Source organism: Brevundimonas sp. MF30-B (assembly GCF_004683885.1).
Lineage (GTDB): Bacteria > Pseudomonadota > Alphaproteobacteria > Caulobacterales > Caulobacteraceae > Brevundimonas.
On record NZ_CP038440.1, the window covers coordinates 276900 to 300026 of the forward strand.

Annotated in this window: 24 protein-coding genes; 12 read left to right on the plus strand and 12 right to left on the minus strand. The window is 67.4% G+C overall.

The features are described 5' to 3' along the window. Positions 1 to 11 precede the first annotated feature (11 nt). On the plus strand, positions 12 to 2729 hold the full coding sequence (gene acnA / locus E4M01_RS01360; protein ID WP_135066338.1) for an aconitate hydratase AcnA: 2718 nt from the start codon (positions 12 to 14) through the stop codon (positions 2727 to 2729). 110 nt (positions 2730 to 2839) lie between these two features. Here the strand turns inward: acnA and E4M01_RS01365 are convergent, their stop codons facing one another. Together E4M01_RS01365 and E4M01_RS01370 are read right to left on the minus strand one after the other, a co-directional pair. Beyond that, complete coding sequence (locus E4M01_RS01365; protein WP_135066340.1) at positions 2840 to 3373, minus strand: hypothetical protein; 534 nt, start codon at positions 3371 to 3373, stop codon at positions 2840 to 2842. 90 nt (positions 3374 to 3463) lie between these two features. Further along, positions 3464 to 4351 carry a hydrogen peroxide-inducible genes activator gene (locus tag E4M01_RS01370; RefSeq protein ID WP_135066342.1) on the minus strand — a complete coding sequence of 296 codons (888 nt, stop codon included), beginning with the start codon at positions 4349 to 4351 and terminating at the stop codon, positions 3464 to 3466. A gap of 143 nt (positions 4352 to 4494) precedes the next feature. On the opposite strand from E4M01_RS01370, the gene E4M01_RS01375 reads away from it, so the two are divergent. Both E4M01_RS01375 and E4M01_RS01380 read left to right on the plus strand, forming a co-directional pair. Further along, the gene (locus E4M01_RS01375; protein ID WP_245158324.1) at positions 4495 to 5064 is read left to right on the plus strand and encodes a peroxiredoxin; all 570 of its coding nucleotides are present in this window, start codon (positions 4495 to 4497) and stop codon (positions 5062 to 5064) included. Between the two features lie 200 nt (positions 5065 to 5264). Continuing rightward, a complete protein-coding gene (locus E4M01_RS01380) occupies positions 5265 to 5801 on the plus strand; it encodes a carboxymuconolactone decarboxylase family protein (protein ID WP_135066345.1) in 537 nt (178 codons plus the stop codon). Between the two features lie 45 nt (positions 5802 to 5846). Here E4M01_RS01380 and E4M01_RS01385 read toward each other — a convergent pair whose 3' ends face one another. Genes E4M01_RS01385 through E4M01_RS01395 form a run of 3 tightly spaced genes read right to left on the minus strand, consistent with a single transcriptional unit; the run spans position 5847 to position 7216 of the window. After that, complete coding sequence (locus tag E4M01_RS01385) at positions 5847 to 6386, minus strand: Smr/MutS family protein (protein ID WP_135066348.1); 540 nt, start codon at positions 6384 to 6386, stop codon at positions 5847 to 5849. Continuing rightward, positions 6383 to 6619: a helix-turn-helix transcriptional regulator gene (locus E4M01_RS01390; protein ID WP_135066350.1), complete on the minus strand. Its 237-nt coding sequence runs from the start codon at positions 6617 to 6619 to the stop codon at positions 6383 to 6385. Before E4M01_RS01390 ends, E4M01_RS01385 begins: the two co-directional genes overlap by 4 nt. Before the next feature lie 18 nt (positions 6620 to 6637). After that, the gene (locus E4M01_RS01395; protein WP_245158325.1) at positions 6638 to 7216 is read right to left on the minus strand and encodes a DUF2975 domain-containing protein; all 579 of its coding nucleotides are present in this window, start codon (positions 7214 to 7216) and stop codon (positions 6638 to 6640) included. A 453-nt stretch (positions 7217 to 7669) separates the two neighbouring features. On the opposite strand from E4M01_RS01395, the gene rdgB reads away from it, so the two are divergent. Together rdgB and hemW are read left to right on the plus strand one after the other, a co-directional pair. After that, positions 7670 to 8272, plus strand: a complete 603-nt coding sequence (gene rdgB / locus E4M01_RS01400; RefSeq protein WP_135066353.1) for an RdgB/HAM1 family non-canonical purine NTP pyrophosphatase — start codon at positions 7670 to 7672, stop codon at positions 8270 to 8272. Next, positions 8265 to 9425 (plus strand): radical SAM family heme chaperone HemW, encoded by a 1161-nt coding sequence (gene hemW / locus E4M01_RS01405; RefSeq protein WP_135066355.1) that lies wholly within the window; start codon positions 8265 to 8267, stop codon positions 9423 to 9425. The genes rdgB and hemW overlap by 8 nt, the downstream gene beginning before the upstream one ends. A gap of 11 nt (positions 9426 to 9436) precedes the next feature. On the opposite strand, the gene E4M01_RS01410 is transcribed toward hemW, so the two are convergent. The 3 genes from E4M01_RS01410 to E4M01_RS01420 all read right to left on the minus strand — a co-directional run bounded on the left by E4M01_RS01410 (position 9437) and on the right by E4M01_RS01420 (position 12464). Then, on the minus strand, positions 9437 to 10066 hold the full coding sequence (locus E4M01_RS01410; protein WP_135066358.1) for an inner membrane-spanning protein YciB: 630 nt from the start codon (positions 10064 to 10066) through the stop codon (positions 9437 to 9439). Between the two features lies 1 nt (position 10067). Then, a complete protein-coding gene (gene ftsY / locus E4M01_RS01415) occupies positions 10068 to 11003 on the minus strand; it encodes a signal recognition particle-docking protein FtsY (RefSeq protein WP_135066361.1) in 936 nt (311 codons plus the stop codon). 393 nt (positions 11004 to 11396) lie between these two features. After that, the gene (locus E4M01_RS01420) at positions 11397 to 12464 is read right to left on the minus strand and encodes a DUF4062 domain-containing protein (protein ID WP_135066364.1); all 1068 of its coding nucleotides are present in this window, start codon (positions 12462 to 12464) and stop codon (positions 11397 to 11399) included. A 608-nt stretch (positions 12465 to 13072) separates the two neighbouring features. Between E4M01_RS01420 and E4M01_RS01425 the strand changes: the two genes are divergently transcribed. Both E4M01_RS01425 and E4M01_RS01435 read left to right on the plus strand, forming a co-directional pair. Continuing rightward, on the plus strand, positions 13073 to 15118 hold the full coding sequence (locus tag E4M01_RS01425; protein ID WP_135066367.1) for an NAD(+) synthase: 2046 nt from the start codon (positions 13073 to 13075) through the stop codon (positions 15116 to 15118). Positions 15119 to 15260: 142 nt separating this feature from the next. Continuing rightward, on the plus strand, positions 15261 to 15881 hold the full coding sequence (locus tag E4M01_RS01435; RefSeq protein WP_167765462.1) for a DUF4168 domain-containing protein: 621 nt from the start codon (positions 15261 to 15263) through the stop codon (positions 15879 to 15881). Positions 15882 to 15945: 64 nt separating this feature from the next. Here E4M01_RS01435 and E4M01_RS01440 read toward each other — a convergent pair whose 3' ends face one another. Continuing rightward, positions 15946 to 17121, minus strand: coding sequence for an acetyl-CoA C-acetyltransferase (locus E4M01_RS01440; protein WP_135066373.1), 1176 nt, complete (start codon positions 17119 to 17121; stop codon positions 15946 to 15948). A gap of 164 nt (positions 17122 to 17285) precedes the next feature. Here E4M01_RS01440 and E4M01_RS01445 point away from each other — a divergent pair, with 164 nt between their 5' ends. From E4M01_RS01445 to E4M01_RS01455, 3 genes are all read left to right on the plus strand, one after another. After that, complete coding sequence (locus tag E4M01_RS01445) at positions 17286 to 17999, plus strand: hemolysin III family protein (RefSeq protein WP_135066376.1); 714 nt, start codon at positions 17286 to 17288, stop codon at positions 17997 to 17999. Positions 18000 to 18068: 69 nt separating this feature from the next. Beyond that, positions 18069 to 18680, plus strand: coding sequence for a polyhydroxyalkanoate synthesis repressor PhaR (phaR, locus tag E4M01_RS01450; RefSeq protein ID WP_135066379.1), 612 nt, complete (start codon positions 18069 to 18071; stop codon positions 18678 to 18680). Then, positions 18677 to 18988 (plus strand): hypothetical protein, encoded by a 312-nt coding sequence (locus E4M01_RS01455; protein ID WP_135066382.1) that lies wholly within the window; start codon positions 18677 to 18679, stop codon positions 18986 to 18988. The genes phaR and E4M01_RS01455 overlap by 4 nt, the downstream gene beginning before the upstream one ends. Positions 18989 to 19133: 145 nt before the next feature. On the opposite strand, the gene E4M01_RS01460 is transcribed toward E4M01_RS01455, so the two are convergent. Continuing rightward, the gene (locus tag E4M01_RS01460; RefSeq protein ID WP_135066385.1) at positions 19134 to 20789 is read right to left on the minus strand and encodes a thiamine pyrophosphate-binding protein; all 1656 of its coding nucleotides are present in this window, start codon (positions 20787 to 20789) and stop codon (positions 19134 to 19136) included. Between the two features lie 71 nt (positions 20790 to 20860). Here E4M01_RS01460 and E4M01_RS01465 point away from each other — a divergent pair, with 71 nt between their 5' ends. Further along, the gene (locus E4M01_RS01465) at positions 20861 to 20998 is read left to right on the plus strand and encodes an entericidin A/B family lipoprotein (RefSeq protein ID WP_135066388.1); all 138 of its coding nucleotides are present in this window, start codon (positions 20861 to 20863) and stop codon (positions 20996 to 20998) included. 109 nt (positions 20999 to 21107) lie between these two features. Here the strand turns inward: E4M01_RS01465 and truA are convergent, their stop codons facing one another. After that, a complete protein-coding gene (gene truA / locus E4M01_RS01470; protein WP_135066391.1) occupies positions 21108 to 21851 on the minus strand; it encodes a tRNA pseudouridine(38-40) synthase TruA in 744 nt (247 codons plus the stop codon). A 14-nt stretch (positions 21852 to 21865) separates the two neighbouring features. On the opposite strand from truA, the gene E4M01_RS01475 reads away from it, so the two are divergent. Continuing rightward, entirely contained in the window at positions 21866 to 22105 is a 240-nt protein-coding gene (locus E4M01_RS01475; protein WP_135066394.1) for a hypothetical protein, read from the plus strand. On the opposite strand, the gene fmt is transcribed toward E4M01_RS01475, so the two are convergent. Then, the gene (fmt, locus tag E4M01_RS01480) at positions 22097 to 23014 is read right to left on the minus strand and encodes a methionyl-tRNA formyltransferase (RefSeq protein WP_135066397.1); all 918 of its coding nucleotides are present in this window, start codon (positions 23012 to 23014) and stop codon (positions 22097 to 22099) included. The genes E4M01_RS01475 and fmt overlap by 9 nt on opposite strands. Between the last annotated feature and the right edge of the window lie 113 nt (positions 23015 to 23127).

The window sequence follows — 23127 nt, forward strand, 5'->3', positions numbered from 1 at the left end:
GGAACCCTCCCATGCCGTCAGTCGACAGCCTGTCCACCCGTCGCGATCTCTCCGTCGGGCGCAAGAAATACGCCTATTACAGCCTTCCCGCCGCCGAGGAAGCCGGTCTGACCGGGATTTCCCGCCTGCCGCGCTCCATGAAGGTGCTGCTGGAGAACCTTCTGCGCAACGAAGACGGCGTCTCGGTCAGCGAGGGCGACCTCAAGGCCGTGGCCGCCTGGCTCGAGAACAAGGGCGCCGTCGAGCACGAGATCGCCTTCCGCCCGGCCCGCGTGCTGATGCAGGACTTCACCGGCGTGCCCGCCGTCGTCGACCTGGCCGCCATGCGCGACGCCATGGCCAAGCTGAGCGCCGATCCCAGCAAGATCAATCCGCTGAACCCCGTCGATCTGGTCATCGACCACTCGGTGATGGTCGACAACTTCGGCACGTCCAAGGCCTTTGGCCAGAACGTCGAGCGCGAATACGAGCGCAACATCGAGCGCTACAACTTCCTGCGCTGGGGCTCGTCGGCGTTCAACAACTTCCGCGTGGTGCCCCCCGGCACCGGCATCTGCCACCAGGTGAACCTGGAAAACCTGGCCCAGACCGTCTGGACCCTGACCGAAGGCAAGACCACCGTCGCCTATCCCGACACCGTGGTCGGCACCGACAGCCACACCACCATGATCAACGGCCTGGCCGTCCTGGGCTGGGGCGTCGGCGGCATCGAGGCCGAGGCGGCCATGCTGGGCCAGCCGATCCCGATGCTGATTCCCGAGGTCGTCGGCTTCCGCCTGACCGGCAAGCTGCCCGAGGGCGCGACGGCCACCGACCTGGTGCTGACCGTCACCCAGATGCTGCGCAAGAAGGGCGTGGTCGGCAAGTTCGTCGAGTTCTTCGGCGACGCCATCGCCGGCATGACCATCGAGGACCAGGCGACCATCGCCAACATGGCCCCGGAGTACGGCGCCACTTGCGGCTTCTTCCCGGTGTCGCGCGCCACGATCGACTATCTGACCGCCACGGGCCGCGACAAGGCGCGCGTCGCCCTGGTCGAGGCCTACGCCAAGGCCCAGGGCCTGTGGATCGACGAGACCTCGGAAGACCCGGTCTTCACCGACGTCCTGGAACTGGACATCTCGACCGTGGTGCCGTCGCTGGCTGGTCCGAAGCGTCCGCAGGATCGCGTCGAGCTGACCACCGCCGCCCCGGCTTTCGAAACGGCGCTGGCCGAAGTCTTCGCCCGCCCCGTCGACGGCGGGCGCGTGGCCGTGGAGGGCCAGAAGTTCGATCTGGGCGATGGCGATGTCGTGATCGCCGCCATCACCTCGTGCACCAACACCTCCAACCCGGCGGTGCTGATCGCCGCCGGCCTGGTGGCGCGCAAGGCTAATGCGCTGGGCCTGAAGGCCAAGCCCTGGGTCAAGACCTCGCTGGCGCCCGGCTCGCAGGTCGTCACCGACTATCTGACCGACGCCGGCCTGCAGAAGGATCTGGACGCGCTGGGTTTCAACCTGGTCGGCTACGGCTGCACCACCTGCATCGGCAACTCGGGTCCGCTCGATCCGGCGATCTCCAAGGCGATCAACGACGCTGGCCTGGTCGCCACCTCGGTCCTGTCGGGCAACCGCAACTTCGAAGGCCGCGTGAACCCCGACGTCCAGGCCAACTATCTGGCCTCGCCGCCGCTGGTCGTGGCCTACGCCCTCGCCGGCTCGATGCGGATCGACATCACCAAGGATCCGATCGGCAAGGACAAGAAGGGCAACGACGTCTTCCTGAAGGACGTGTGGCCGACCAGCCAGGAAATCGCCGACATCCAGAAGAAGTCGGTCACGCCCTCCATGTTCGCCAAGCGCTACAAGGACGTCTTCAAGGGCGACAAGCACTGGCAGGCCATCAAGGTCACCGGCGGCCAGACCTATGAGTGGGACGACAACTCCACCTACGTTCAGAACCCGCCCTACTTCGAGGGCCTGTCGATGGAGCCGACCCCGGTTCAGGACATCGTCGAGGCGCGCATCCTGGGCATCTTCGGCGACTCGATCACCACCGACCACATCTCGCCGGCCGGTTCGATCAAGAAGGCCTCGCCCGCCGGCGCCTATCTGACCAACCACGGCGTCGAGGCGCTGGACTTCAACAGCTACGGCGCGCGCCGCGGCAACCACGAAGTCATGATGCGCGGCACCTTCGCCAACATCCGCATCCGCAACAAGATCACCCCGGACATCGAAGGGGGCGTGACCAAGCACTTCCCGTCGCAGGACACGATGTCGATCTATGACGCGGCCATGCGCTACCAGGCCGAGGGTCGTCCGCTGGTCGTCTTCGCCGGCAAGGAATACGGCACCGGCTCGTCGCGCGACTGGGCGGCCAAGGGCACGCGCCTTCTGGGCGTCCGCGCCGTCATCGCCGAAAGCTATGAGCGCATCCACCGCTCCAACCTGGTCGGGATGGGCGTGGTGCCGCTTCAGTTCAAGGCCGACGGCTGGCTGAAACTGGGCCTGACGGGCGAAGAGATCGTCACGATCCGCGGCCTGTCGGACGTCAACATCGGCAAGCTGAAGCCGCGTCAGGACCTGTGGGTCGAGATGTTCCGTCCCTCGGACGGCAAGATGGCCCGTTTCCCGGTCCGCTGCCGCATCGATAACCAGACCGAGCTGGAATACTTCAAGGCCGGCGGCGTCATGCCCTACGTCCTGCGCAACCTGGCCCGCGGCCCGGAAGCCGAAGCGGCGGAGTAGGCCTCAGGCCGCGCGCGACAGGCCCGCTATCCGGCCTCAAGCAGCGCGTAGCGCGATAGGTCAACCAATAGAGGGCCGGCGGAGCGATTCCGCCGGCCTTTTTCGTCCGGTCAGCCTCGGGTGGCGTTGTGAAGGCCGGGCCGACGAGGATTTCGTTCAAACGCCATTGCGCACAGGGCTCGGCCGAACTCTTCGGACACCATCATCTGACGATCGCCGACCATGCCGGCGATCCGCCCGCCCGCCTGGGCGCCGACCACGATAGGATATCGGCCCATGACCTGACCGCCCCGTGCGGGATCGACCAGTTCCGCCGTCGCACGCATCTGATGCATGCCATGCCCCCGCACGAGGACGCCCATGCGGTTTGCGCGTCTCACCTCCTCGACGTGGACGCGCAGTTGCAACGGATAGGTTCCGTAGGCGCAGGCGTTCAACTCTTCCTGAACCTCGGCGACGAAGGTGTCGGAAAAATCATCCTCGACGTTCAGCCAGGCGCTCGACATGACGATTGAGGTCACCTGTGCGGTCTCAACCAGCCCCGGCGGCAGATCCAGCGAAGGGCCGCCTCTGACCACCGGCGCACAGGCCGCCGTCAAGACACACAGACTGAACAGGCCGAAGCCCGCGATAATCGGTTTCATTCTTCCACTCCCGACGAAGGCGGCCATTCAGCCTATGCCCAATGAACGGTGGATGAACCTTGATACGCGTGAAATTAAATCCCCGTAACGTCAGTCGAGCGTCAGCGCCTCGGCTAGCAGCCGCGCCTCTTCGGCCCGGCTGGAGCCTGTGCGCCAGGCGACGACGATCTCGCGCTTGGGCGCATCGGCCGAAATGGGGCGCACCACGACGCCCGGGTCGTCGGCCAGGCCGGCCTTGACCGCCATGCGCGGCAGGAAGCTGACCCCCAGGCCGGACGACACCATCTGCACCAGGGTGTGCAGGCTGGTCGCGGCGAAGACGTCGTCGCCGCGCGGGGCCTCCAGGTCGATGGCGGCCAGGGCCTGATCGCGCAGACAGTGGCCGTCTTCCAGAAGGATCAGGTCGTCGGCCTTCAAGGCCCCCGCCGGCAGCGGCCCCACGCCCGCCAGCGAATGTCCGCGCGGGGCCGCAGCGAGGATTTCATCATCTCCGATGCGCGCGTGCTGGATGCCCGAGGATGTGTAAGGCAGAGCGATCACCGCCGCGTCCAGCTGCCCGCCCTTAAGTCCTGCGATCAGGCGTGGGGTCAGGTCCTCGCGAATGAAAAGCCGAAGCGCCGGGTGTTTCTCCTTCAGCCCCGGCAGCTTGGCCGGAAGCAGGAAGGGGGCGACCGTCGGAATGATCCCCAGCCGGAAGCGACCCGACAGCGGCCGACCGGCGTTGCGCGCCGCCACCACCAGATCCTCGGCTTGCGTGAGCACCTGTTCGGCGCGCCGGACCGCCTCGACCCCGACCGCCGTCAGCTGGACATTGCCTCGTGTGCGCTCGACCACCGGGGCGCCCAGAATGCGCTCCAGCTCCTGCACGCCGGCGCTCAGCGCGGGCTGGCTGACATGGGCGGCCTCGGCGGCGCGGCTGAAGGAGCCGTGCTCGGCCAGAAGCTTGAGATACTGGAGTTGGCGAAGGGTAGGCAGCATCCCCAGATCCTATCACCGACCGGTTTCTCGCATAAGCGAAATCTATGTGCAAATGCGAAAGGATCGATTTGACTTGAGCGCCTCCAGCCCCCATCTGAACCCTGTGGCGGCGTCCTCCCCGACGCCGCTGATTCAATTCAACCATGATGGAGACCGCGATGCTCGGCGTCGGCCAAACCCTGCCTGACTTCAAGATCATCGGCGTGAAGCCCGGCTTCAACGCCCACGAGGAAAACGGCGTGTCGGCCTTCGAGCCGATCACCAAGGACAGCTTCGAAGGCAAGTGGAAGGTCATCTTCTTCTACCCGAAGGACTTCACCTTCGTTTGCCCGACCGAAATCGCCGCCTTCGCCAAGCTGGGCAAGGATTTCGAGGACCGCGACACCGTGGTGCTCGGCGGTTCGACCGACAACGAGTTCACCAAGCTGGCCTGGCGTCGTGACCACGCCGACCTGAACAAGCTGCCGATCTGGCAGTTCGCCGACAACGGCGGAAAGCTGGCCCGCGCGCTCGGCGTGATGGACGAAGAAGAAGGCGTCGCCCTGCGCGCGACCTTCGTGGTCGATCCGCACAACGTCATCCAGCACGTTTACGTCACCAACCTGAACGTGGGCCGCGCGCCGGAAGACACCCTGCGCGTCGTCGACGCCCTGCAGACCGACGAACTGTGCGCCTGCAACCGTCCGGTCGGCGGCGACGTCCTGGCCGCCTGATAGGCCGTCCAAGTTGACGATCAAGGGCGGCGGCGGATCCATTCGCCGCCGCCTTTTTTCTTAGTGGGCGCTATGCTCGGCTCGCAGAGCCTCGCGGCTTGAGCGCTGCTAGCGCCAACCTATCCATGACCCCATAATGCGGCTCAAGCCGCGAGCGACCGCGTCGCGCGCGCAGCCGCTTCCCGAAGGGAACCAGAACCATGTCCATCGACGCCCTGCGCGACTTGATCCCGGCCTATGGCAAGGACATCTCGCTGAACCTGTCCTCGCTCGCCAACGAGTCCGTGCTGAACGACCAGCAGAAATGGGGCTGCTTCCTGGCCTCGGCCCACGCCATCGGCGTCGGCCCCGTGGTCAAGCTGATCGAGGCCCAGGCCGCCTCGGTCCTGTCGCCCGAAGCCCTGAACGCGGCCAAGTCGGCCGCCGCCATCATGGGCATGAACAACATCTACTACCGGTCGCTGCACCTGATGAAGAACCAGGAGTACACGACCCTGCCGGCGCGCCTGCGCATGAATGTGATCGCCAATCCCGGTGTGGAGAAGCTGGACTTCGAACTGTGGTCCACCGCCGTTTCGGCCATCAACGGCTGCGGCGCCTGCCTGGACGCCCACGAGGGCGAGTTGCGCAAGCACGGCGTTCCCAACACTCAGATCCAGGCCGCCCTGCGCATCGGCGCCGTGGTCCACGCCGCCAGCCGCATCGTGGCCTCCGAGCAGGCGACCTCTGGTTCTTGAGCGAAAAACTGAGGCCCGAAGCCAAGGCTTCGGCCCCGATTTCGCTCACCGCTTCTTGAGCGTGACGTAAAGCGCGCCGTCGCCCCCGTGGCGGCGGTGCGCCGGGGCGTGGCCGGACACGACGCCCCTCAGGCTGGGTCCGGTCAGCCAGTCATGGATAGAGGCGCGGATGATCCCGCCGCCTCGCCGCCCCTGCCCGGTGACGACCAGCACGGCGCGCAGGCCCCGCGCCTGGGACGACACCAGAAACGCCCTTAGCTGGTCCTCAGCCTCGAAGCGGCCAAAGCCGTGCAGGTCGATGGACGCCTCGATCGGATCGCGCTCCCGCGACAACCGGCGCTGCCGTCGAGGCTCAAGGGTTTCGGGCGCGGCCGCTGGGCGCGTGGGCAGGACCTTGGCGGGTGTTCGAGGAACCGGGGCCTGCGGCATGGCCGCAGCCTTGGCGCCCGCGCGCGGGATCGGCGTCGGCTCGCTGGGCGTCGCGCCCTGGGTCATCAGCAGCGCCTTGCGCCGCGCGCGCGGTGTGACGGTGGAAGCCACCCGCTTCCACAGCCGAACGCCGTCGTCTTCGCCCGGGCCGCTCATGCCTCGTCGTCGATCATCTCTCCGGCCGGACCGGGGACATGGGCGATCAGATCGCCGGGCTGGCAGTCCAACTCGCGGCAAAGCGCGTCCAGGGTCGTGAAGCGCACGGCGCGCGCCTTGCCCGTCTTCAGGATCGACAGATTGGCCACGGTCACGCCCACGCGGTCGCTGAGCTCGGTCAGCGACATGCGCCGTTCGGCGAGCAGGCGGTCAAGCTGGATGATGATGGCCATATGGGTCGGGCTTTCGGCTCAGATGGTCAGTTCGGATTCATGACGCAGACGCGCGCCCTCGCGAAACACCTCGGCCAGCACCAGCACGACCAGGATGGAGAAGATCGGCGTCATCATGTCGCCCAGGCCCTGGCTCTCCAGCATGCCGGGGGCAAGCCGCGTGGACACCACGAAGCGCGCGATCCAGACCCCGCCGTTCACCACCGCCAGGATCAGGCCGATCTGGCGCAGGCGACGGACGTTGTCGGGTTGGAAGGGGTCGCCGATGGTCAGTGTGCGGAAGATCTTGCGCAGAGACCTCAGGATCAGCAGGAAGCCGCCGAAATAGGCGGTCACAGCGCCCATGCCGAACAGGATCAGCGGCCGGGTCAAGGGCAGGCGGCGGCCGTCATCGGCGCCGCCGACCGTCACGGTCAGATTGTCGAGCGGCACGAATACGGCGGCGATCACGCACAGCAGTAGGATGAAGGTGGTCAGCGCTAGCAGGCCATAGGCCACATCCAGCGCGATCTTCAGAAGGCTGGCCACCGAGCCGGGACCCAGGGTCCGAAAGCCGGCGACGGGAAGTCCGGGGCGCGCTCCGAGCATCGGCATCATCGGGCGTCGCATCGAAAAGGCAGCTCCGTCAGACCGGGTGAAGCCCAGCGGGGGCCGCGCGGGGTCCGGTCGACCCGCACGCGGCTCTATACATCGCTGTCTTCATCTGTCTCGTCAAAGTCCTCTGATCGTCGGCGGGATCAGAAGGCTTGCAGCAGAATGGCCACGGCCGCAGTCGGCAGGGCGGCCAGCATGACCGTGTGCAGGAAGGCGGCGCCGGCCTTGTCGAGCCATTGCGAGGCGTTCATCGTATGCATCGTGTTTCTCCGTCGTCTGGATGGGGGCGTTTATTGCCCTGATTGATTGTGTCGCTGCACGATCGTTCTGCTTTCGCTTTCGATCACGGCCGGTGCGACCCCCGTCCGTGATCAAAGTAGTAGGCCTCGCCTCGCCGGAAATCACGTTACATATCGTTTAACGATATTAAACTTTGGCAATCCAGGAGCCGCCTTCGTGAATCTCAAGCTTATCAAGGGGATGCGGCTGGTGCTGGCGACCCATAATCCCGGCAAGGTGCCCGAGATCGCCGCCCTGCTGGGCGAAGGTTACGAACTGGTCACGGCCGGCCAGCTGAACCTGCCCGAGCCCGAGGAAACCGAGACAACCTTCGTCGGCAACGCCCTCCTGAAGGCGCGCCATGCGGCGGAGGCGTCCGGCGAGGTCGCCATCGCCGACGACTCGGGGATGTCGGTCGCCGCGCTGGACGGCGCGCCCGGCGTCTTCTCGGCGCGCTGGGCCGGGCCGGGCAAGGACTTCGGCCTGGCGATGCGCAAGGTCGAGGAGCGGCTGGAGGAGGTCGGATCGACCGACCGGGCGGCCTGGTTCACCTCGGCCCTGGCGGTGGCCTGGCCGGGCGGACCGGCCGTGGTGGTCGAGGGCCGCGTCGATGGCGAGCTGGTGTTTCCGCCGCGCGGCGACCGCGGCTTCGGCTACGACCCCATCTTCCGGCCCGAGGGCGGCGATCTGACGTTCGGCGAGATGGACCCGGCGGCCAAGGACGCCATCAGCCACCGCGCCCGCGCCTTCGAGACGTTGAGGGCCTGGCTGATTGACTGACCCCCTCGACCCCGGCAGCGACCTGGCGGTCTATGTCCACTGGCCCTACTGCGCCCGCGTCTGCCCCTATTGCGACTTCAACGTGGTGCGCGACCGGGGGCGGGTGGAGGAGCAGGCCGGGCTGGCGAGCGCCATCCTGGCGGACATGGAGGCGCAGGCCCGGCGGGTCGGGCCTCGGCGGCTGGCCTCGATCTTCCTAGGCGGCGGCACGCCGTCGCTGATGGCGCCCGAGGCCGTGGCTGAGGTGATCGCGGCGGCGCATCGGCTGTTTCCCACCGACCGCCCTGTCGAGGTGACGCTGGAGGCCAATCCGACGGACGCGGAGGCCGGCCGCTACGCCGCCCTGGCCCAGGCCGGGGTAAACCGCCTGTCGCTGGGGGTGCAGTCGTTCGACGACGAGGCGCTGCGCTTCCTGGGGCGGGACCATTCGGCGGACGAGGCGCGGCGCGCCATCGGGCTGGCGGCCAGGGCCTTTGCGCGCCTGTCGATCGACCTGATCTACGCCCGGCCGGGCCAGACGGTCGCGGACTGGACGGCCGAGCTGGATGCGGCGCTGGACCTCGGGTTCGAGCACGTGTCGCCCTACCAGCTGACCATCGAGGCCGAGACGGCGTTCGGGCGGGCCCTGCGGCGCGGCCGGCTGATCCCGCCCGACGAGGACCGGGCGGCCGAGCTGTACGAGGCGACGCAGGCGCGCCTTCAGGCCGCGGGCTTCGAGGCCTATGAGGTGTCGAACCACGCGCGGGGGCATGGGGCGCGGTCGGCCCACAACATCCACGTCTGGCGAGGCGGAGACTATCTGGGTCTGGGACCGGGCGCGCACGGGCGGCTGACGCTGGGGGGCGTGCGGACCGCGACGGTCGCGCATCGCCGCATCGCCGACTATGTCGCGGGCGTCGAAGCCAGGACGCCCTGGGCCGAGGTCGAGGCGCTGGACGAGCGCGGCGCCGCCGAGGAGGCGCTGCTGCTGGGCCTGCGCACCGTGGAGGGCGCGGCGGGCCGGCATCTGACCACCCTGGGGCTGTCGGCCGAGCGCGGGCCGCTGGCCGATCTGATCGAGGAGGGCTTCGTCACCCTCGCGTCGGGCCGCCTGGTCGCCACGCCGCGCGGGCGGCCGCTGCTGGACGCCGTGCTGGGGCGGCTGCTGACCTAGAGGCCCAGATCCTAAAGACCCGGATCGGGCGGGACGGGGGCGACCTCGTCCTCGTCCTTGATCAGGTGCTTCATGATGAAGAAGACCTGCCAGATGCCAAACGCCGCCGAGGCCATCCACAGGCCGCCGCGGAAGGTCATCCAGGCGTCGTTGGTCATCATGTGGCGCACCACTTCATTGACCACGGCGACGGCGGCGAAGAACAGGCCGTAGCGCAGGGTCAGGCCGCGCCAGCCCTCGTCGGTGATGCGGATGGCCGAACCCAGCAGATACTTGAACGGATACTTCCTGAGCGGCAGCGAGCCCAGCAGCACGGCGGCCAGGAGCAGGTTCTGCACCGTGATCTTGATCTTCAGCAGCTCCTCGTTCTGGAACACCAGGGTCAGGACGCCGAAGATCAGGGCGAAGCCGCCGGCCAGAAGCGGCAGAGGCGCCAGGCGCTTTTCGACCAGATAGCCGATCAGCAGGGCCACGGCTGAGGCGCCGACCAGAACCCAGGTGGCCTGGATCATGGCGACATGGCTTTCCAGGCCCAGCACGACCCGATTGACCAGATAGGCGGCGAGGAAGGCCATCAGCGCGCCGAAATCGACGGCCTGGCGGATCCACTGGCCCGACTTGGGCGCGGCGTGCTGGGTCATGTCAGTCCTCTAGCCCCACCAGGGAACGGGAAAACGCGCGGGCGTCGAAGGGTTGCAGATCGTCGACGCCCTCGCCCACGCCGATCAGCTTGATCGGGGCGTCCGACGCCTGGGCCACGGGCACCAGAACCCCGCCGCGCGCCGTGCCGTCCAGCTTGGTCATCACCAGGCCCGAAACATAGGCGGTGCGGCCGAAGATCTGCTCCTGGGCCAGGGCGTTGCGGCCCACGGTGGCGTCCAGCACCAGCAGCGTCTCGTGCGGCGCCTCGGGGTCGATCTTCTTGAGCACCCGCACGATCTTGAGCAGCTCGTCCATCAGGGCGGACTTGTTCTGCAGCCGGCCGGCGGTGTCGATCAGCACCACGTCGTGCCCCTCGGCGCGGGCGCGGGTGAAGGCGTCGAACGCCAGGCCGGCCGGATCGGCGCCGTCGCGGCGGCTCTCGAAATCGGCCCCGGCCCGCTCGGACCAGACCTTGAGCTGGTCGCGCGCGGCGGCGCGGAAGGTGTCGCAGGCCACCACCATGACCTTGGCCCCCTTGGCCGTCAGGTCCGAGGCGATCTTGCCCAGGGTCGTGGTCTTGCCCGAGCCGTTGACGCCGACGAACAGCACCACGAAGGGTTTGGGCCCCGACAGCGGATCGAACGTCGCTTGGCGCGGCGTCAGCTCGGCGGCCACGGCCTCGGCCAGCGCCTCCTTGACCTCGCGCTCGTCCGACACCTTGCCGAAGCGCAGCTCGCGGAAGCGTTCGACGATGCGGTCGGTCGCGGCCGGGCCCAGGTCGCTTTCCAGCAGATGCTCCTCCAGCTGCTCCAGCGCCGCCTCGGACAGCGGCTCCTTGACGAAGCTGGCGACGACCTGATCGGTCATCTGTTTGGAGGAGCGGCTGAGGCCCGCGCTGAGGCGCTGGAACCAGCCCTTCTTGGGCGTATCGGTCATGGGATGGCTTTAGCCGGGGCGAGGCCCGCCGTCATCCGCATTCGCGGCGACGGGTTTCAGACGGCGGCGCGGAAAAAAAGCAGGGTGTGAATAGTGCGAATGGTGTGAAACCGCTCCGGCTGCGCGCGCGAGAGGCGCTGAGGCACCGGCATTATACGGGCAGTTTGAACTAGGGCGCGGAAGTGCGACTCTGGAAGGCGATACGTTTTTGAAGTCACGTCAATACGACTGTCTCCAATCCGGCTGCTCCTGACTTCAATCGGACCTTCGCAGCGTCCGCATTCCGGTCGGGGCTGAAAGCTAAATCCAGTGCGCTTATCAGAAGCGGGATCGCAAACGGCCGAGGAAGCCAGACTGCGTGGGCGAAGGCAGTTAGTCGCTAGCGATCAAGGCTCACGCTACTGGGAGGTCCTCGTCATCTTCAATGGGCCTCCCGGCAGCTGAGCCGCCGGTTGGATCGACGGCTTTTCGGATCGCCGTCAATTCCATGAACCGCTGACGACCTTGGTCAGTCAGCGAGACATACTCATGGTATTTCCCATCTACCCCCTTGCCCATATAGATTTTGACCAGCCCCAAGGCCTCCAGTTGAGTCCTAATGCGAACGTCATCCATGCTGTTGAGAGTGTGAACCTGACTTCGACCAGCAAACTCTTTCACGGCTAATGACACGCCGCTTCTAATGGCGGCGGTAGTTCGCCCCGCTGTACCTAGCTCGCTTGCAATGCCTAAGAATATTTGCTTCCAGGTGAGCGGGCATGATGTTTCAGGATAGGTAACGCGAGTGCCGTGTCCAGACCTATAAGTATAGCGAATGTCGAACGAGTCCCCGAAATCGGCTAGGTTGGACAGTTTGGGCTTGCTCGCCGTCTCTAGCGCCCAGAGCTTCTTTTTGAGGTCTGCATTCTCCAGGAGCAGTTTGTTTGATTGCTCGAGGATTGGCTGCGAAGCTGCTGCATCCCCCCTAATCCAGCCGGTTTGAGGATGGTTCGCGAAGGCGTGCGAAAGGGCCTTCACGACAACCATTTGAAGTGCCTCACGGCTCTTCCAGAACCGCACCAACCTACCCTTACCGACTTTATCTCTGAACTGCTCTAGCGCCTGGCGCTGTCCTTCATCAACGTCGACAAACTTCGACGGGATAACTCCTACATCACCATGGATGAAGGCAATTACGAACTTTCCTGTCTCCACCGCATAGTCGTATTCGCGCTCAGTGTAGCTGATGCCCTCTGGGTCAAGCGATCCGTAGCGGCCGCCGATGATGAGGACATAGTAGTCGCAGCCATCAATAATGCGCTTGATATAATCCAACTGCTCCATGTCGGTAGCCGGAAACAACTCCATCCCAGCCGGGATGTGTTGCAAGTCCAAAATAGTATAAATCGTGTCTTGTCGCTCCTCCTGTAGATCAGTGAAGGTGGATGAGACAAATACCTGATATTTTTTGGCGGTGGTCACTTGGGTTCTTTGAGCCTTGACTCAAGCATTTTCACCCCGCGAGAAGCGACGGTCCGCCCCCAAGCATGGTCAAGGAGCACGCGGATCGCTTCGGGTCTACTGAACCGCCCACCATCTTCCTCGATCCAATTGTCCAACCTCTGAAGCTGATCGGGCTGGAGGCGGACTTGGACCTGCACACCAGATTGTCCCGGGCGCTTGGCGTTTCTAGTAACAGAACCTTCGGACTTCATAGCCTTCTGATACCAAAAGAACAGGCCGAGCGGAAGCCATCGACCCGGCCATGACCGAGGCATCTACCTATTATGGAGATCGAGGCTGCGGCTAATCCGACCACTAGTATACCCGTGCCTCCTTGCCCTGGCCGCCCTGCTCACCCTTTCACTGTGCCACCCAGCGACGGCGACATGCTGGCGCTGGACAGGCAACCGGCTCGGCCGGAATGCGAAGTGTGCCCGCTCCCGCATCTGAATGTCCGCATTTCGGCTGTCAGCTAACGACTGAATTGACGTTTGAGCGCTCCAATACCTCCGCCATTCACCCCTCCCGCCATTCACGCCTATATGATGACCTCCACCGGCCCTGGCCGGGGCGAGCGGATTTGAGCGATGGCGCAGGATCACCTCTTTTATAGCCCCTCGACCCACGGCTTCGTGCGGGTGGGAGCGGCGACGCCGGTCGTGGCTACGGCGGACCCGGCGGCCAATGCGCGGGCCCATGTCGAGCTGATGCGGCGCGGGGCCGAGGCGGGCGTGCAGCTGCTGGTGTTTCCTGAGCTGAGCCTGTCGGCCTATGCGGTGGACGACCTGTTGATGCAGGACGCGCTCTTGGCCGAGGTCGAGCGGCGGATCGGCGAACTGGCGCACGTCGCCGACGAACTGGGCCTGGTCGCGGTGTTCGGCGCGCCGGTGCGCCAGGGCGACGCCCTGTTCAACTGCGCCGTGGTGGTCGGGCCGGGCGGGGTGCTGGGCGTGGTGCCCAAGACCTATCTGCCGAACTATCGCGAATACTATGAGAAGCGCTGGTTCGCGCCGGCGGCGGCGCGGTCGGACGACACGGTCACGCTGAACGGGGAGACGGTGGATTTCGCGCCGGGCCTGGTGTTCGAGGCGGTGGACCGGGCGGGCTTCGTCTTCTCGGCCGAAATCTGCGAGGACTTCTGGGCGCCGCAGCCGCCCTCGACGCGGGCGGCGCTGGCCGGGGCGCGGATCCTGTGCAACCTGTCGGCCTCCAACATCGTGATCGGCAAGGCCGAGGAGCGCGAACTGCTGTGCGCCAGCCAGTCGTCGCGGACCCTGTCGGCCTATGTGTTCGCCGCCTCCGGCTGGGGGGAATCGACCACCGACCTGGCCTGGGACGGCCAGGCGATGATCCACGAACTGGGCGCCAGACTGGCCGCAGGCGAGCGGTTCTCGCTCGAGCCGCATCTGACCCTCGCCGACGTGGATGTGGGCCGCATCGGGCTGGAGCGGCTGAGGAACGGCACATTCGCGGATTGCGCGCGGGCCGAGGGCGAGGCGGCGACCGTCATCCCGTTCGAACTGGGCGGTCACGACAGGACCGACGATCTGATCCGGCCGCTGGACCGCTTTCCCTTCGTGCCCGACGACGCCGCGCGGCTGGATCAGGACTGCTACGAAGCGTTCAACATCCAGGTCCAGGGCCTGATGCGGCGGCTGACGGCGACCAATGGCGAGCGCATCGTCATCGGCGTGTCGGGCGGGCTGGATTCGACCCAGGCGCTGCTGGTCGCGTGCCGGGCGTTCGACCGGCTGGGGCTGCCGCGCTCCAACATCCTGGGCTTCACCCTGCCGGGCTATGCGACGTCGGACGGGACCAGGTCGAACGCCTGGGCCCTGATGAAGGCCCTGGGCGTCACGGGCGGCGAAATCGACATCCGCCCGGCCGCTGACCAGATGCTGAGGGACATCGGCCACGCCTATGCAATGGGCGAGCCGGTGCATGACATCACCTTCGAGAACGTGCAGGCGGGCTTGCGCACCGACTATCTGTTCCGCCTGGCCAACCAGCACCGGGCCTTTGTGCTGGGGACCGGCGACCTGTCGGAGCTGGCGCTGGGGTGGGCGACCTATGGCGTGGGCGACCACATGAGCCACTACAACGTCAACGGCGGGGTGGCGAAGACCCTGATCCGGCACCTGATCCGCTGGGTCGCCGAGCGCGAGCCGGAAGGCGGGGCCGCCGAGGTGCTGCGCGCCATCCTGGCCACCGAAATCAGCCCCGAGTTGGTCCCCGCCGACGCCGAGGGGCGCATCCAGTCGACCGAGGGGACCGTCGGGCCCTATGCGCTGAACGACTTCTTCCTGTTCTATATCAGCCGGTTCGGAATGCGGCCGTCCAAGGTCGCCTTTCTGGCGCACCAAGCCTGGAAGGACGCAGGCGCTGGCGCCTGGCCCGCCCATACGCCGGACGCCGAGAAGGAGGCCTATGACCTGGCGACCATCCGCCAATGGCTGCGCAAATTCCTCGTGCGCTTCTTCCAGACCAGCCAGTTCAAGCGTTCGGCCCTGCCCAACGGGCCCAAGGTGGTGACGGGCGGCTCGCTGTCGCCGCGCGGGGACTGGCGCGCGCCGTCGGACGCCTCGGCGCAGGTGTGGCTGGACGAGCTGGACGCTAACCTGCCGGAATCGTGACTTATTTGCGGAACCCGGCGAAGCTTCCTACCTTTTAGGTCTCCCCGCTCCTCCCGTTGTTGATCAACTTCCGGCCGCGCGGGGGCCCGTGGATGCGGGCCGGCGTGACGTCGGGCGGACCGGAGGCAAAGAAGGATACGACATGCGTCTTGTGACTCTCGCCGCCCTTTCCGCCCTGACCGCCGCCGCCGCGGCGCCCGCCCTGGCCCAGGACGCCGCCGCCCCGGCCGCGACCCCCGCCCCGGCCGCTCAGCCGGCCCCTCAGGCAGAGCCGCAGGGCGCGCCGACCGACCAGGAGCTCAGCCAGTTCGCCGGCGCCATGCAGCGCCTGAGCGTCATCTCGCAGCAGGTCCAGGGCGGCCAGCCCACCGCCGAGCAGCAAGCCGAGATGGCCTCGATCGTTCAGAACTCGGGCCTCGAGGTCGAGCGCTTCAACGCCATATCGACCCAGGTCTCGGCCGACACGACGCTTCAGGCCCGCGCGGCCGTGGCCGGCGCCACGCCGTCGGCCGCCGGTTCGGTCGGCGCCTCGGTGACCGACGCCGAAGCCGCCCAATTCGCCACCGCCATGGCCTCGATCTCGGGCCTGGCCCAGCAGCTGAACGGCGCCCAGCCGAACGAAGAGCAGCAGGCGCAGATGGCCTCCGCCATCGAGGCCTCGGGCCTCGACATCGAACGCTTCAACGCCATTTCCGGCGCCCAGGCCCAGGACGAGCACCTGCGCGCGCGCATCGCCCTGGCGGCGGCTCAGCGCGGCGAATAATCGCCTTTAGGCCAAGCCGATCAGCGGGCCGTCCTTCGGGGCGGCCCGCTTCTTCGTGGGCGGGTCAGGCCCGCTCCACGCACAGGGCCACGCCCATGCCGCCGCCGATGCACAGGGTGGCCAGGCCCTTGGACGCGCCCCGCCGCTTCATCTCGTGCAGCAGTGTGGTCAGGATGCGCGCGCCCGAGGCGCCGATGGGGTGGCCGATGGCGATGGCGCCGCCGTTGACGTTCACCTTGGCGGGGTCGAGCCCCAGCTCTTTCAGCACGCACAGCGACTGGGCGGCGAAGGCCTCGTTGGATTCGACCAGGTCCAGGTCGGCGACGCTCCAGCCCGCCTTCTCCAGCGCCTTCCTGGACGCCGGGATCGGGCCCGTGCCCATCACCGCCGGATCGACGCCGGCGGTGGCCCAGGACGCGATGCGCGCCAGGGGTTCGAGCCCGCGGGCCTTGGCCTCCTCGGCGCTCATCAGCACCAGGGCGGCGGCGCCGTCGTTCAGGCCGGACGCATTGGCGGCCGTGACCGAGCCCTCCTTAGTGAAGGCGGGGCGCAGCTTCTCCATCGCCTCCAAGGTCGCGCCGTGGCGGATGTACTCGTCCTGGTCGACGACGATGTCGCCCTTTCTGCCGGCGATCGTGACGGGCGCGATCTCGTCGGCGAAACGGCCGGCCTTCTGCGCGGCCTCGGCCTTGTTCTGCGAGGCGACGGCGAAGGCGTCCTGATCGGCGCGGCTGATCGACCACTTGTCGGCGATGTTCTCGGCCGTCTGGCCCATGTGATAGCCGTTGAAGGCGTCCCACAGGCCGTCCTTGATCATGGTGTCGATCAGGGTGACGTCACCCATCTTCTGGCCAGTCCGCAGGGCCTGGGCGTGCGGGGCCTGGCTCATGCTCTCCTGACCGCCCGCAACCACGATCTTCGCGTCGCCCAGAGCGATCTGCTGGGCGGCGATGGCCACGGCGCGCAGACCCGAGCCGCAGATCTGGTTCAGGCTCCAGGCGGGGGTCTCCTTGGGGATGCCGGCGCCCATCGAGGCCTGGCGCGCAGGGCCCTGGCCGGCGGCGGCCTGAAGCACATGGCCCAGGATGACCTCGTCGACGGCCTGGGGCTCCACGCCCGCGCGCTCGAGCGCCGCCGTGATGGCGACTTCGCCGAGCTTGGAAGCGGGCAGGCCGGACAGGGCGCCGAGGAAGGCGCCGACGGGGGTGCGGGCGGCGGAAACGATGACGACGTCGGTCATGGCGGAGACTCCAGCAAGACGCCTGGGGGAGGGCGACGACAGTGCGGCTTTCATGCCGCATCCCAATGGCGTCGTCACGTGCGGCGGGCCGGATTCACGGATTAGGCGCCATGTCGCGGCAAGCTGAGCGGAACGAACGGCGCTGCTATCGGATTGAGGGTCCCATGCTGACGCGTCTGAAAGCCCTGGCCACCCACGTCTGCACGCCGGACGAGCTGGATATGATCGAGCATTATCAGACGCGCGGCGAGCGGCTGGCCGACCTGTGGGTCCATGTGGTCGGCCTGGTGCTGGCGGGGATCGGCGGGGTGGCGCTGGCGCTGCTGGCGGCGATCTATTCGGGCGTGGGCGCGGCGTTCTCTACGGCGATCTACGCCCTGTGTCTGGTCGCCATGCTGACCGCCTCGACGGTCTACAACCTGACCCGGCCCTGCGCGGCGCGGCCGGTGCTGCGGCGGCTGGACGAGGCGGCCATCTTCCTGATGATCGCCGGCAGCTACACCCCCTTCACGACCCAGAGGTTCGAGGGCGCCTGGTCCATCGGCTTCACGCTTCTGGTCTGGGCCATCGCCTTCGCCGGCGTGGGGGCCAAGATGTTCGCGCCGCGCATCTCCGACGCCTTCTGGAGCGGGGTCTATGTGCTTTTCGGCTGGCTGGCCGTGATCGCCCTGAAGCCGATGATCGAGACGGTCCATCCGCTGGCGCTGGGCCTGCTGGTGGCGGGCGGGCTGATCTACACCGCCGGCGTCTTCGTCTTCATCAATCAGAAGGTGAAGTTCCGTCGCGCCATCTGGCACGGGTTCGTCGTGGCGGGGGCAGGCACCCATTGGGCGGCCGTGCTGGTCGGGGTCGTCCTGGCTCCCGGATTGGCCAGTTGACCGGCCGGGCTGGCGCAATGCGCCAAGCCGGTCGATAGTGCCGCCTTGCAACAGAACGCGGGAACAAGCGTGGCGAACAAGAAAGCTCAGGGTGGAACCGACGATCCGATCGTCATCAAGAAGTATGCGAACCGCAGGCTCTACAACACCGCGACCTCGGCCTATGTGACGCTTGAGGACCTGGCGCAGATGGTGCGCGAGGGGGTCGAGTTCGTCGTCTATGACGCCAAGACCAACGAGGAGCTGACGCGACAGATCCTGACCCAGATCATCTTCGAGGAGGAAAGCCGCGGCGAGGCGCTTCTGCCGGTGCAGTTCCTGCGCCAGCTGATCGGCTTCTACGGCGGGCAGATGCAGTCGGTGCTGCCGTCCTATCTGGAGATGTCGCTGGACTCCTTCACCCGCCAGCAGGAGCAGCTGCGCGGTCAGTTCACCCGCGCCTTCGGATCGACGCCGGGCGCGGGGTTGATGGAAGAGGCGGTCAAGCAGAACATGGCCATGTTCGAGCGCGCCATGCGGATGTTCCCCGGCTTCGCCGCCGGAATGCCCGCGGCCGCCAAGCCCGAACCGCAGGCCAAGGCGTCCGACGACGCCGCGCCAGACCCCTTGGCTGAAATGCGCCGCCAGATGGACGAGATGCGCGCCCAGATCGACCGGTTGGCCACGGACGGAAAAAAATGAGCGACGACCGCGTCGGCGACGATCGGCGCAAGACGCCGCGTCGGCGCGGCGAGCGCCGGGCCGGATCGACCTCGCGCGCCCTGGTCCCGGCGGGCGAGGTGGTGGATCACGCTGTCACCCCGGCAAAGCCTGCCGCCCCGGATGATCCCGCCTTCACCGCCCAGATGCTGGCCCAGGGTCAGGTCAAGCGCGGCCTGAAGGGCGGCCCCCCGGTGCTGAGCGCCGCCCGCGCGGCCTATCTGGGCGCCGAGTACGCCGATCGCGACCGCCGTCCGCCCAAGGGCAAGGCCGCCGTCACCGACGTCTGAACTGGCCCGAGGTTTGCTTGAGACGCTCCGAACGTTCCGGAGCCGACCATGCCGACCCTCTTCTCCGCCGCCGCCCGCCTGTTCGACGTGACCGCCGTGGCGCTGATCTTCCTGGCGTTCGGCTGAGCGGCCCTCGAAGCGAAATCTAGCCGCCCCGCAGCTGAGTCAGGGTGCGGCCCGGCGCGATGTCTTCAGCCGACGTGATCAGGTGCACCAGGGCCGGTCGGCCCGCCTCGCGCGCCGCCTTCAGGGCGGCCGGGAAGTCTTCGGTCCGGTCGCAGCGCACGCCGAAGGCGCCGAAGGCCTGGGCGTATTTGACGAAGTCCGGGTTCTTCAGATCGGTGGCGACCACTCGGCCGGGGAAGTGGCCTTCCTGATGCATGCGAATGGTGCCGTAGGTGCCGTTGTCGACCACCACCACCACGGCGTTGACGCCGTACTGGACCGCGGTGGCGATCTCCTGGCCCGTCATCAGATAATCGCCGTCGCCGGCGATGCAGACCACGTCGCGGTCCGGATGGATCGACTTGGCCGCCAGGGCCGCCGGATAGCCGTAGCCCATGGCGCCTGACGTCGGCGCCAGCTGGGTGCGGCACGCACGGTGGCGATAGAAGCGGTGCAGCCAGGCGGCGAAGTTGCCTGCGCCATTGGTGACGATGGCGTCGGCTGGCAGCCCCTCGGCCAGATGCGCCATGCAGACGCCCAGATTGACCGTGCCGGTGACTTCGCCGGGCGTGGAGAAGGCGTGCCAGTCGGCGTGGCCTTGCTTGGCTTCGTCATGCCAGGTCCGCCCCGGTTCTATGGCGGTCAGGGCGAAAGCGGCCAAGCTGTTGTCGGCGACCGCGCTCATCGTGGTGGGCCAGACGCGGCCCAATTCTTCTGGGCCGGGATGGACGTGGACCAGCGCTTCGGCGGTGCGGTCGCGGTCCAGCAGGGTGTAGCCTTGGGTCGGGTTCTCACCCAGGCGCGCGCCGATGGCGATGATCAGATCGGCGTCCTTCGCCCGCTGGATCAGCTTGGGATTGCAGCCCAGCCCCAGGTCGCCGACATAGTTGGGGCGGTCGTTGGACAGGATGTCCTTGCGGCGGAACGACAGGCTGACCGGCAGCCCCAGCCGCTCGGCCCAATCGCCGATCGCGCCCGCCGCCTCTTCGCTCCAGCCGGATCCGCCCAGCACCAGCAGCGGACGCTCGGCCTTGGCCAGGCGCTGTTGCAGCTGTTCGACGAAGGCGGGGTCCAGGGCGGCCTTGGCGGGCGTGACCGCGCGCACCGGCGCGGGGCCGCCGTCCTCCAGCAGCACGTCCTCGGGCAGGGCGATGACCACCGGCCCCATCCGGCCCTGCAGCGAGGTGGCGATGGCGCGTTCCACGATCTCGACGGTGCGCTGGGGGCTTTCCAGCTCGGTCGCCCATTTGGCCAGGCCGCCGAAGACCTCGCGATAATCGATCTCCTGGAAGGCGCCGCGGCCCCGGTCGGTCAGGGCGATCTGGCCGACAAACAGGATCATCGGCGTGGAATCCTGATGCGCCGTGTGCACCCCGATCGAGGCGTGGGTCGCGCCCGGTCCGCGCGTGACCATGCAGACGCCCGGCTTTCCGGTCAGCTTGCCGTAGGCCTCGGCCATGTTGGCGGCTCCGGCCTCATGGCGGCAGGCGATGACCTGGATGTCGGACGTCACGTCGGCCAGCGCGTCCAGCACGGCCAGATAGCTCTCTCCCGGCACGCAGAAGACGCGGTCGATGCCGTTGACGATCAGGGTTTCGACGAGGCGGCGGGCGGCGGTTCCGGCGGGCTGGGTCATGGCCCCGGAGATAGACCAGATGGCCGAGGCTGGCTATCAAGGCGCACTGCAACGCTTGATCGGAGCCCGCCATGCGTAAACTCGCCGCCCTGTCGCTGATCGCCGCCTCGCTGGCGCTGACCGCCTGCAACACCGTCGCCGGCGTCGGCCGCGACATGCAGGCCGCCGGCCAGGCCGTGACCGGCGCCTCGAACGACGCGCGCCGCTAAACGCTTCCGTCTCCCCGGCGAAAGCCGGGGTCCAGAGCATCAGGCGTCAACTTCAGACGCTTCGATTGCCGTGCTGGGCCCCGGCCCGCGCCGGGGAGACGGGGCAGGGTCAGTCGCCGTAAACGACCCCGGTCAGATACAGGCCGGTCGAGGGCGCGACGGGGCCGCACCGCGCACGGTCGCGCGCCGCCAGCGCCTCGGCCACCGCGTCCTCGCCCCACCGGCCCAGACCGACCTCGACCAGCGTGCCGGTCATCGACCGCACCTGACGATGCAGGAAGGAGCGGGCGGCGAAACGCAGCCGGACCTCTTCGCCGACGCGCTCCACCGCCACCTCGTCCAGCGACTTGACCGGCGAGGCGGACTGGCAGTTTACGTCGCGAAAGGTGGTGAAGTCGTGATGTCCGACCAGGGCCTGGGCCGCGCGATTCATGGCTTCGGCGTCCAGCGGCTTCTTCACGTGCCACACCCGGCCATGGTCCAGGGCCGGACGGCCGGGGCGGTTCAGAATGCGATACAGATAGCGCCGGCCGGTCGCGGAAAAGCGCGCGTGCCACTCGTCATCCACCAAGGCGGCGTCCAGCACCGACACCTCGTCCTCGATCAGGTGAGCGTTCAGCGCATTCATGACCGTGCGCGCCGGCCAGTCGCGTTCAAGGTCGACATGGACGACCTGGCCGGTGGCGTGCACGCCGGTGTCGGTTCGGCCCGCCGCCGCGATCCGCACCGCCTGGCCCGAGAACTTCCGCACCGCCTGCTCGATCGCGCCCTGCACCGTCGGCCGGCCGGCCTGGGCCTGAAAGCCGTTGTAGCCCGAGCCGTCGTATTCGATGGTGAGACGATATCTAGGCATAGAGGCTCGAGCTAATGGCGGTCATCAAGAACTTTCAACGGTCCGATAGGCAGACCTTCAAGCTTCAGCCGACCCAGGTGGTGGGCTTCTATGGCACGTTCGGTGACGGCCAGACAAAGGTGCTGCAGATCGATACTCTTGGTTCTGAGGCTCGGGAGAATCGCCAAAAGCAGAGCCAAACTTTCCAACTTGACGTGAAGAGCGCGGAACAACTCTGGCGCTTGCTGGAGAAGGAGTTCGGCTTCTCAGCCTAGGCTTGCGCCCGGCGCGATCGGATAGCCGCGCAGCATTTCGACGTCGGCCTGGGCCGCCTTGCCTTCACGCTGAACGCGCGACAGACGGACCGCGCCCTCGCCGCAGGCGACGACCAGGCCGTCGCCGTCCAGCACCTGGCCGGGCGCGCCGGCGCCAGGCACGACCGCTGACATCAGCGCCTTGATGCGGGCGCCGTCGGGGCCGGCGAACCACGCGCCGGGAAAGGGCGACAGGCCGCGCACATGGGCGTCGATCTCGGCGGCCGGACGGCTCCAGTCGATGCGGGCCTCGGCAGGCGTGATCTTGCGGGCGTAGGTGGCCTCGCCGGCCTGTTCGGTCTCGGTCGCCCCGCCGCGTTCGATGGCGGCCAGGGCGCGGGGCCACAGGCTGGCGCCGGTCACGGCCATGCGATCCGAGAGGCTGGCGGCGGTGTCGTCGGGCCGGATGTCCAGAACTTCGCTGAGCAGGATCGGGCCTTCATCCAGCCCCTCGCTCATGCGCATGATCTGCACGCCCGTCTGACGGTCGCCCGCCATGATGGCCCGCTGGATCGGGGCCGCGCCGCGCCAGCGCGGCAAGAGCGAGCCGTGCAGGTTGAAACAGCCCAGGCGCGGCACCTCCAGCACCTCGCGCTTCAAGATCTGGCCATAGGCGACGACGCAGGCGGCATCGACTTCCAGACCGCGAAAGGCCTCGATCGCCTCGGCCGTCTTCATGGATTCAGGGGTGAACACCGGCAGGCCCATGGTCTCGGCGAAGGCCTGGACCGGCGAGGGCTTCAGCGTCTGGCCCCGCCCCTTGGGACGCGGCGGCTGGGACCACACAGCGACAACCTCATGGCCCGAGGCGATGAGTTCGGCCAGCGACGGCACGGCGAATTCGGGTGTTCCCATAAAGGCGATGCGCATCCGCGCCCCCATGCCCCACGTAGTGAAAAGGAGCAAGGCGGGCCGCGTCTTCCCGATCACACCTTTTCAATCTCCTCCAGCCAAGCTTCGTCGATTTTCTTGTCAACGAACCG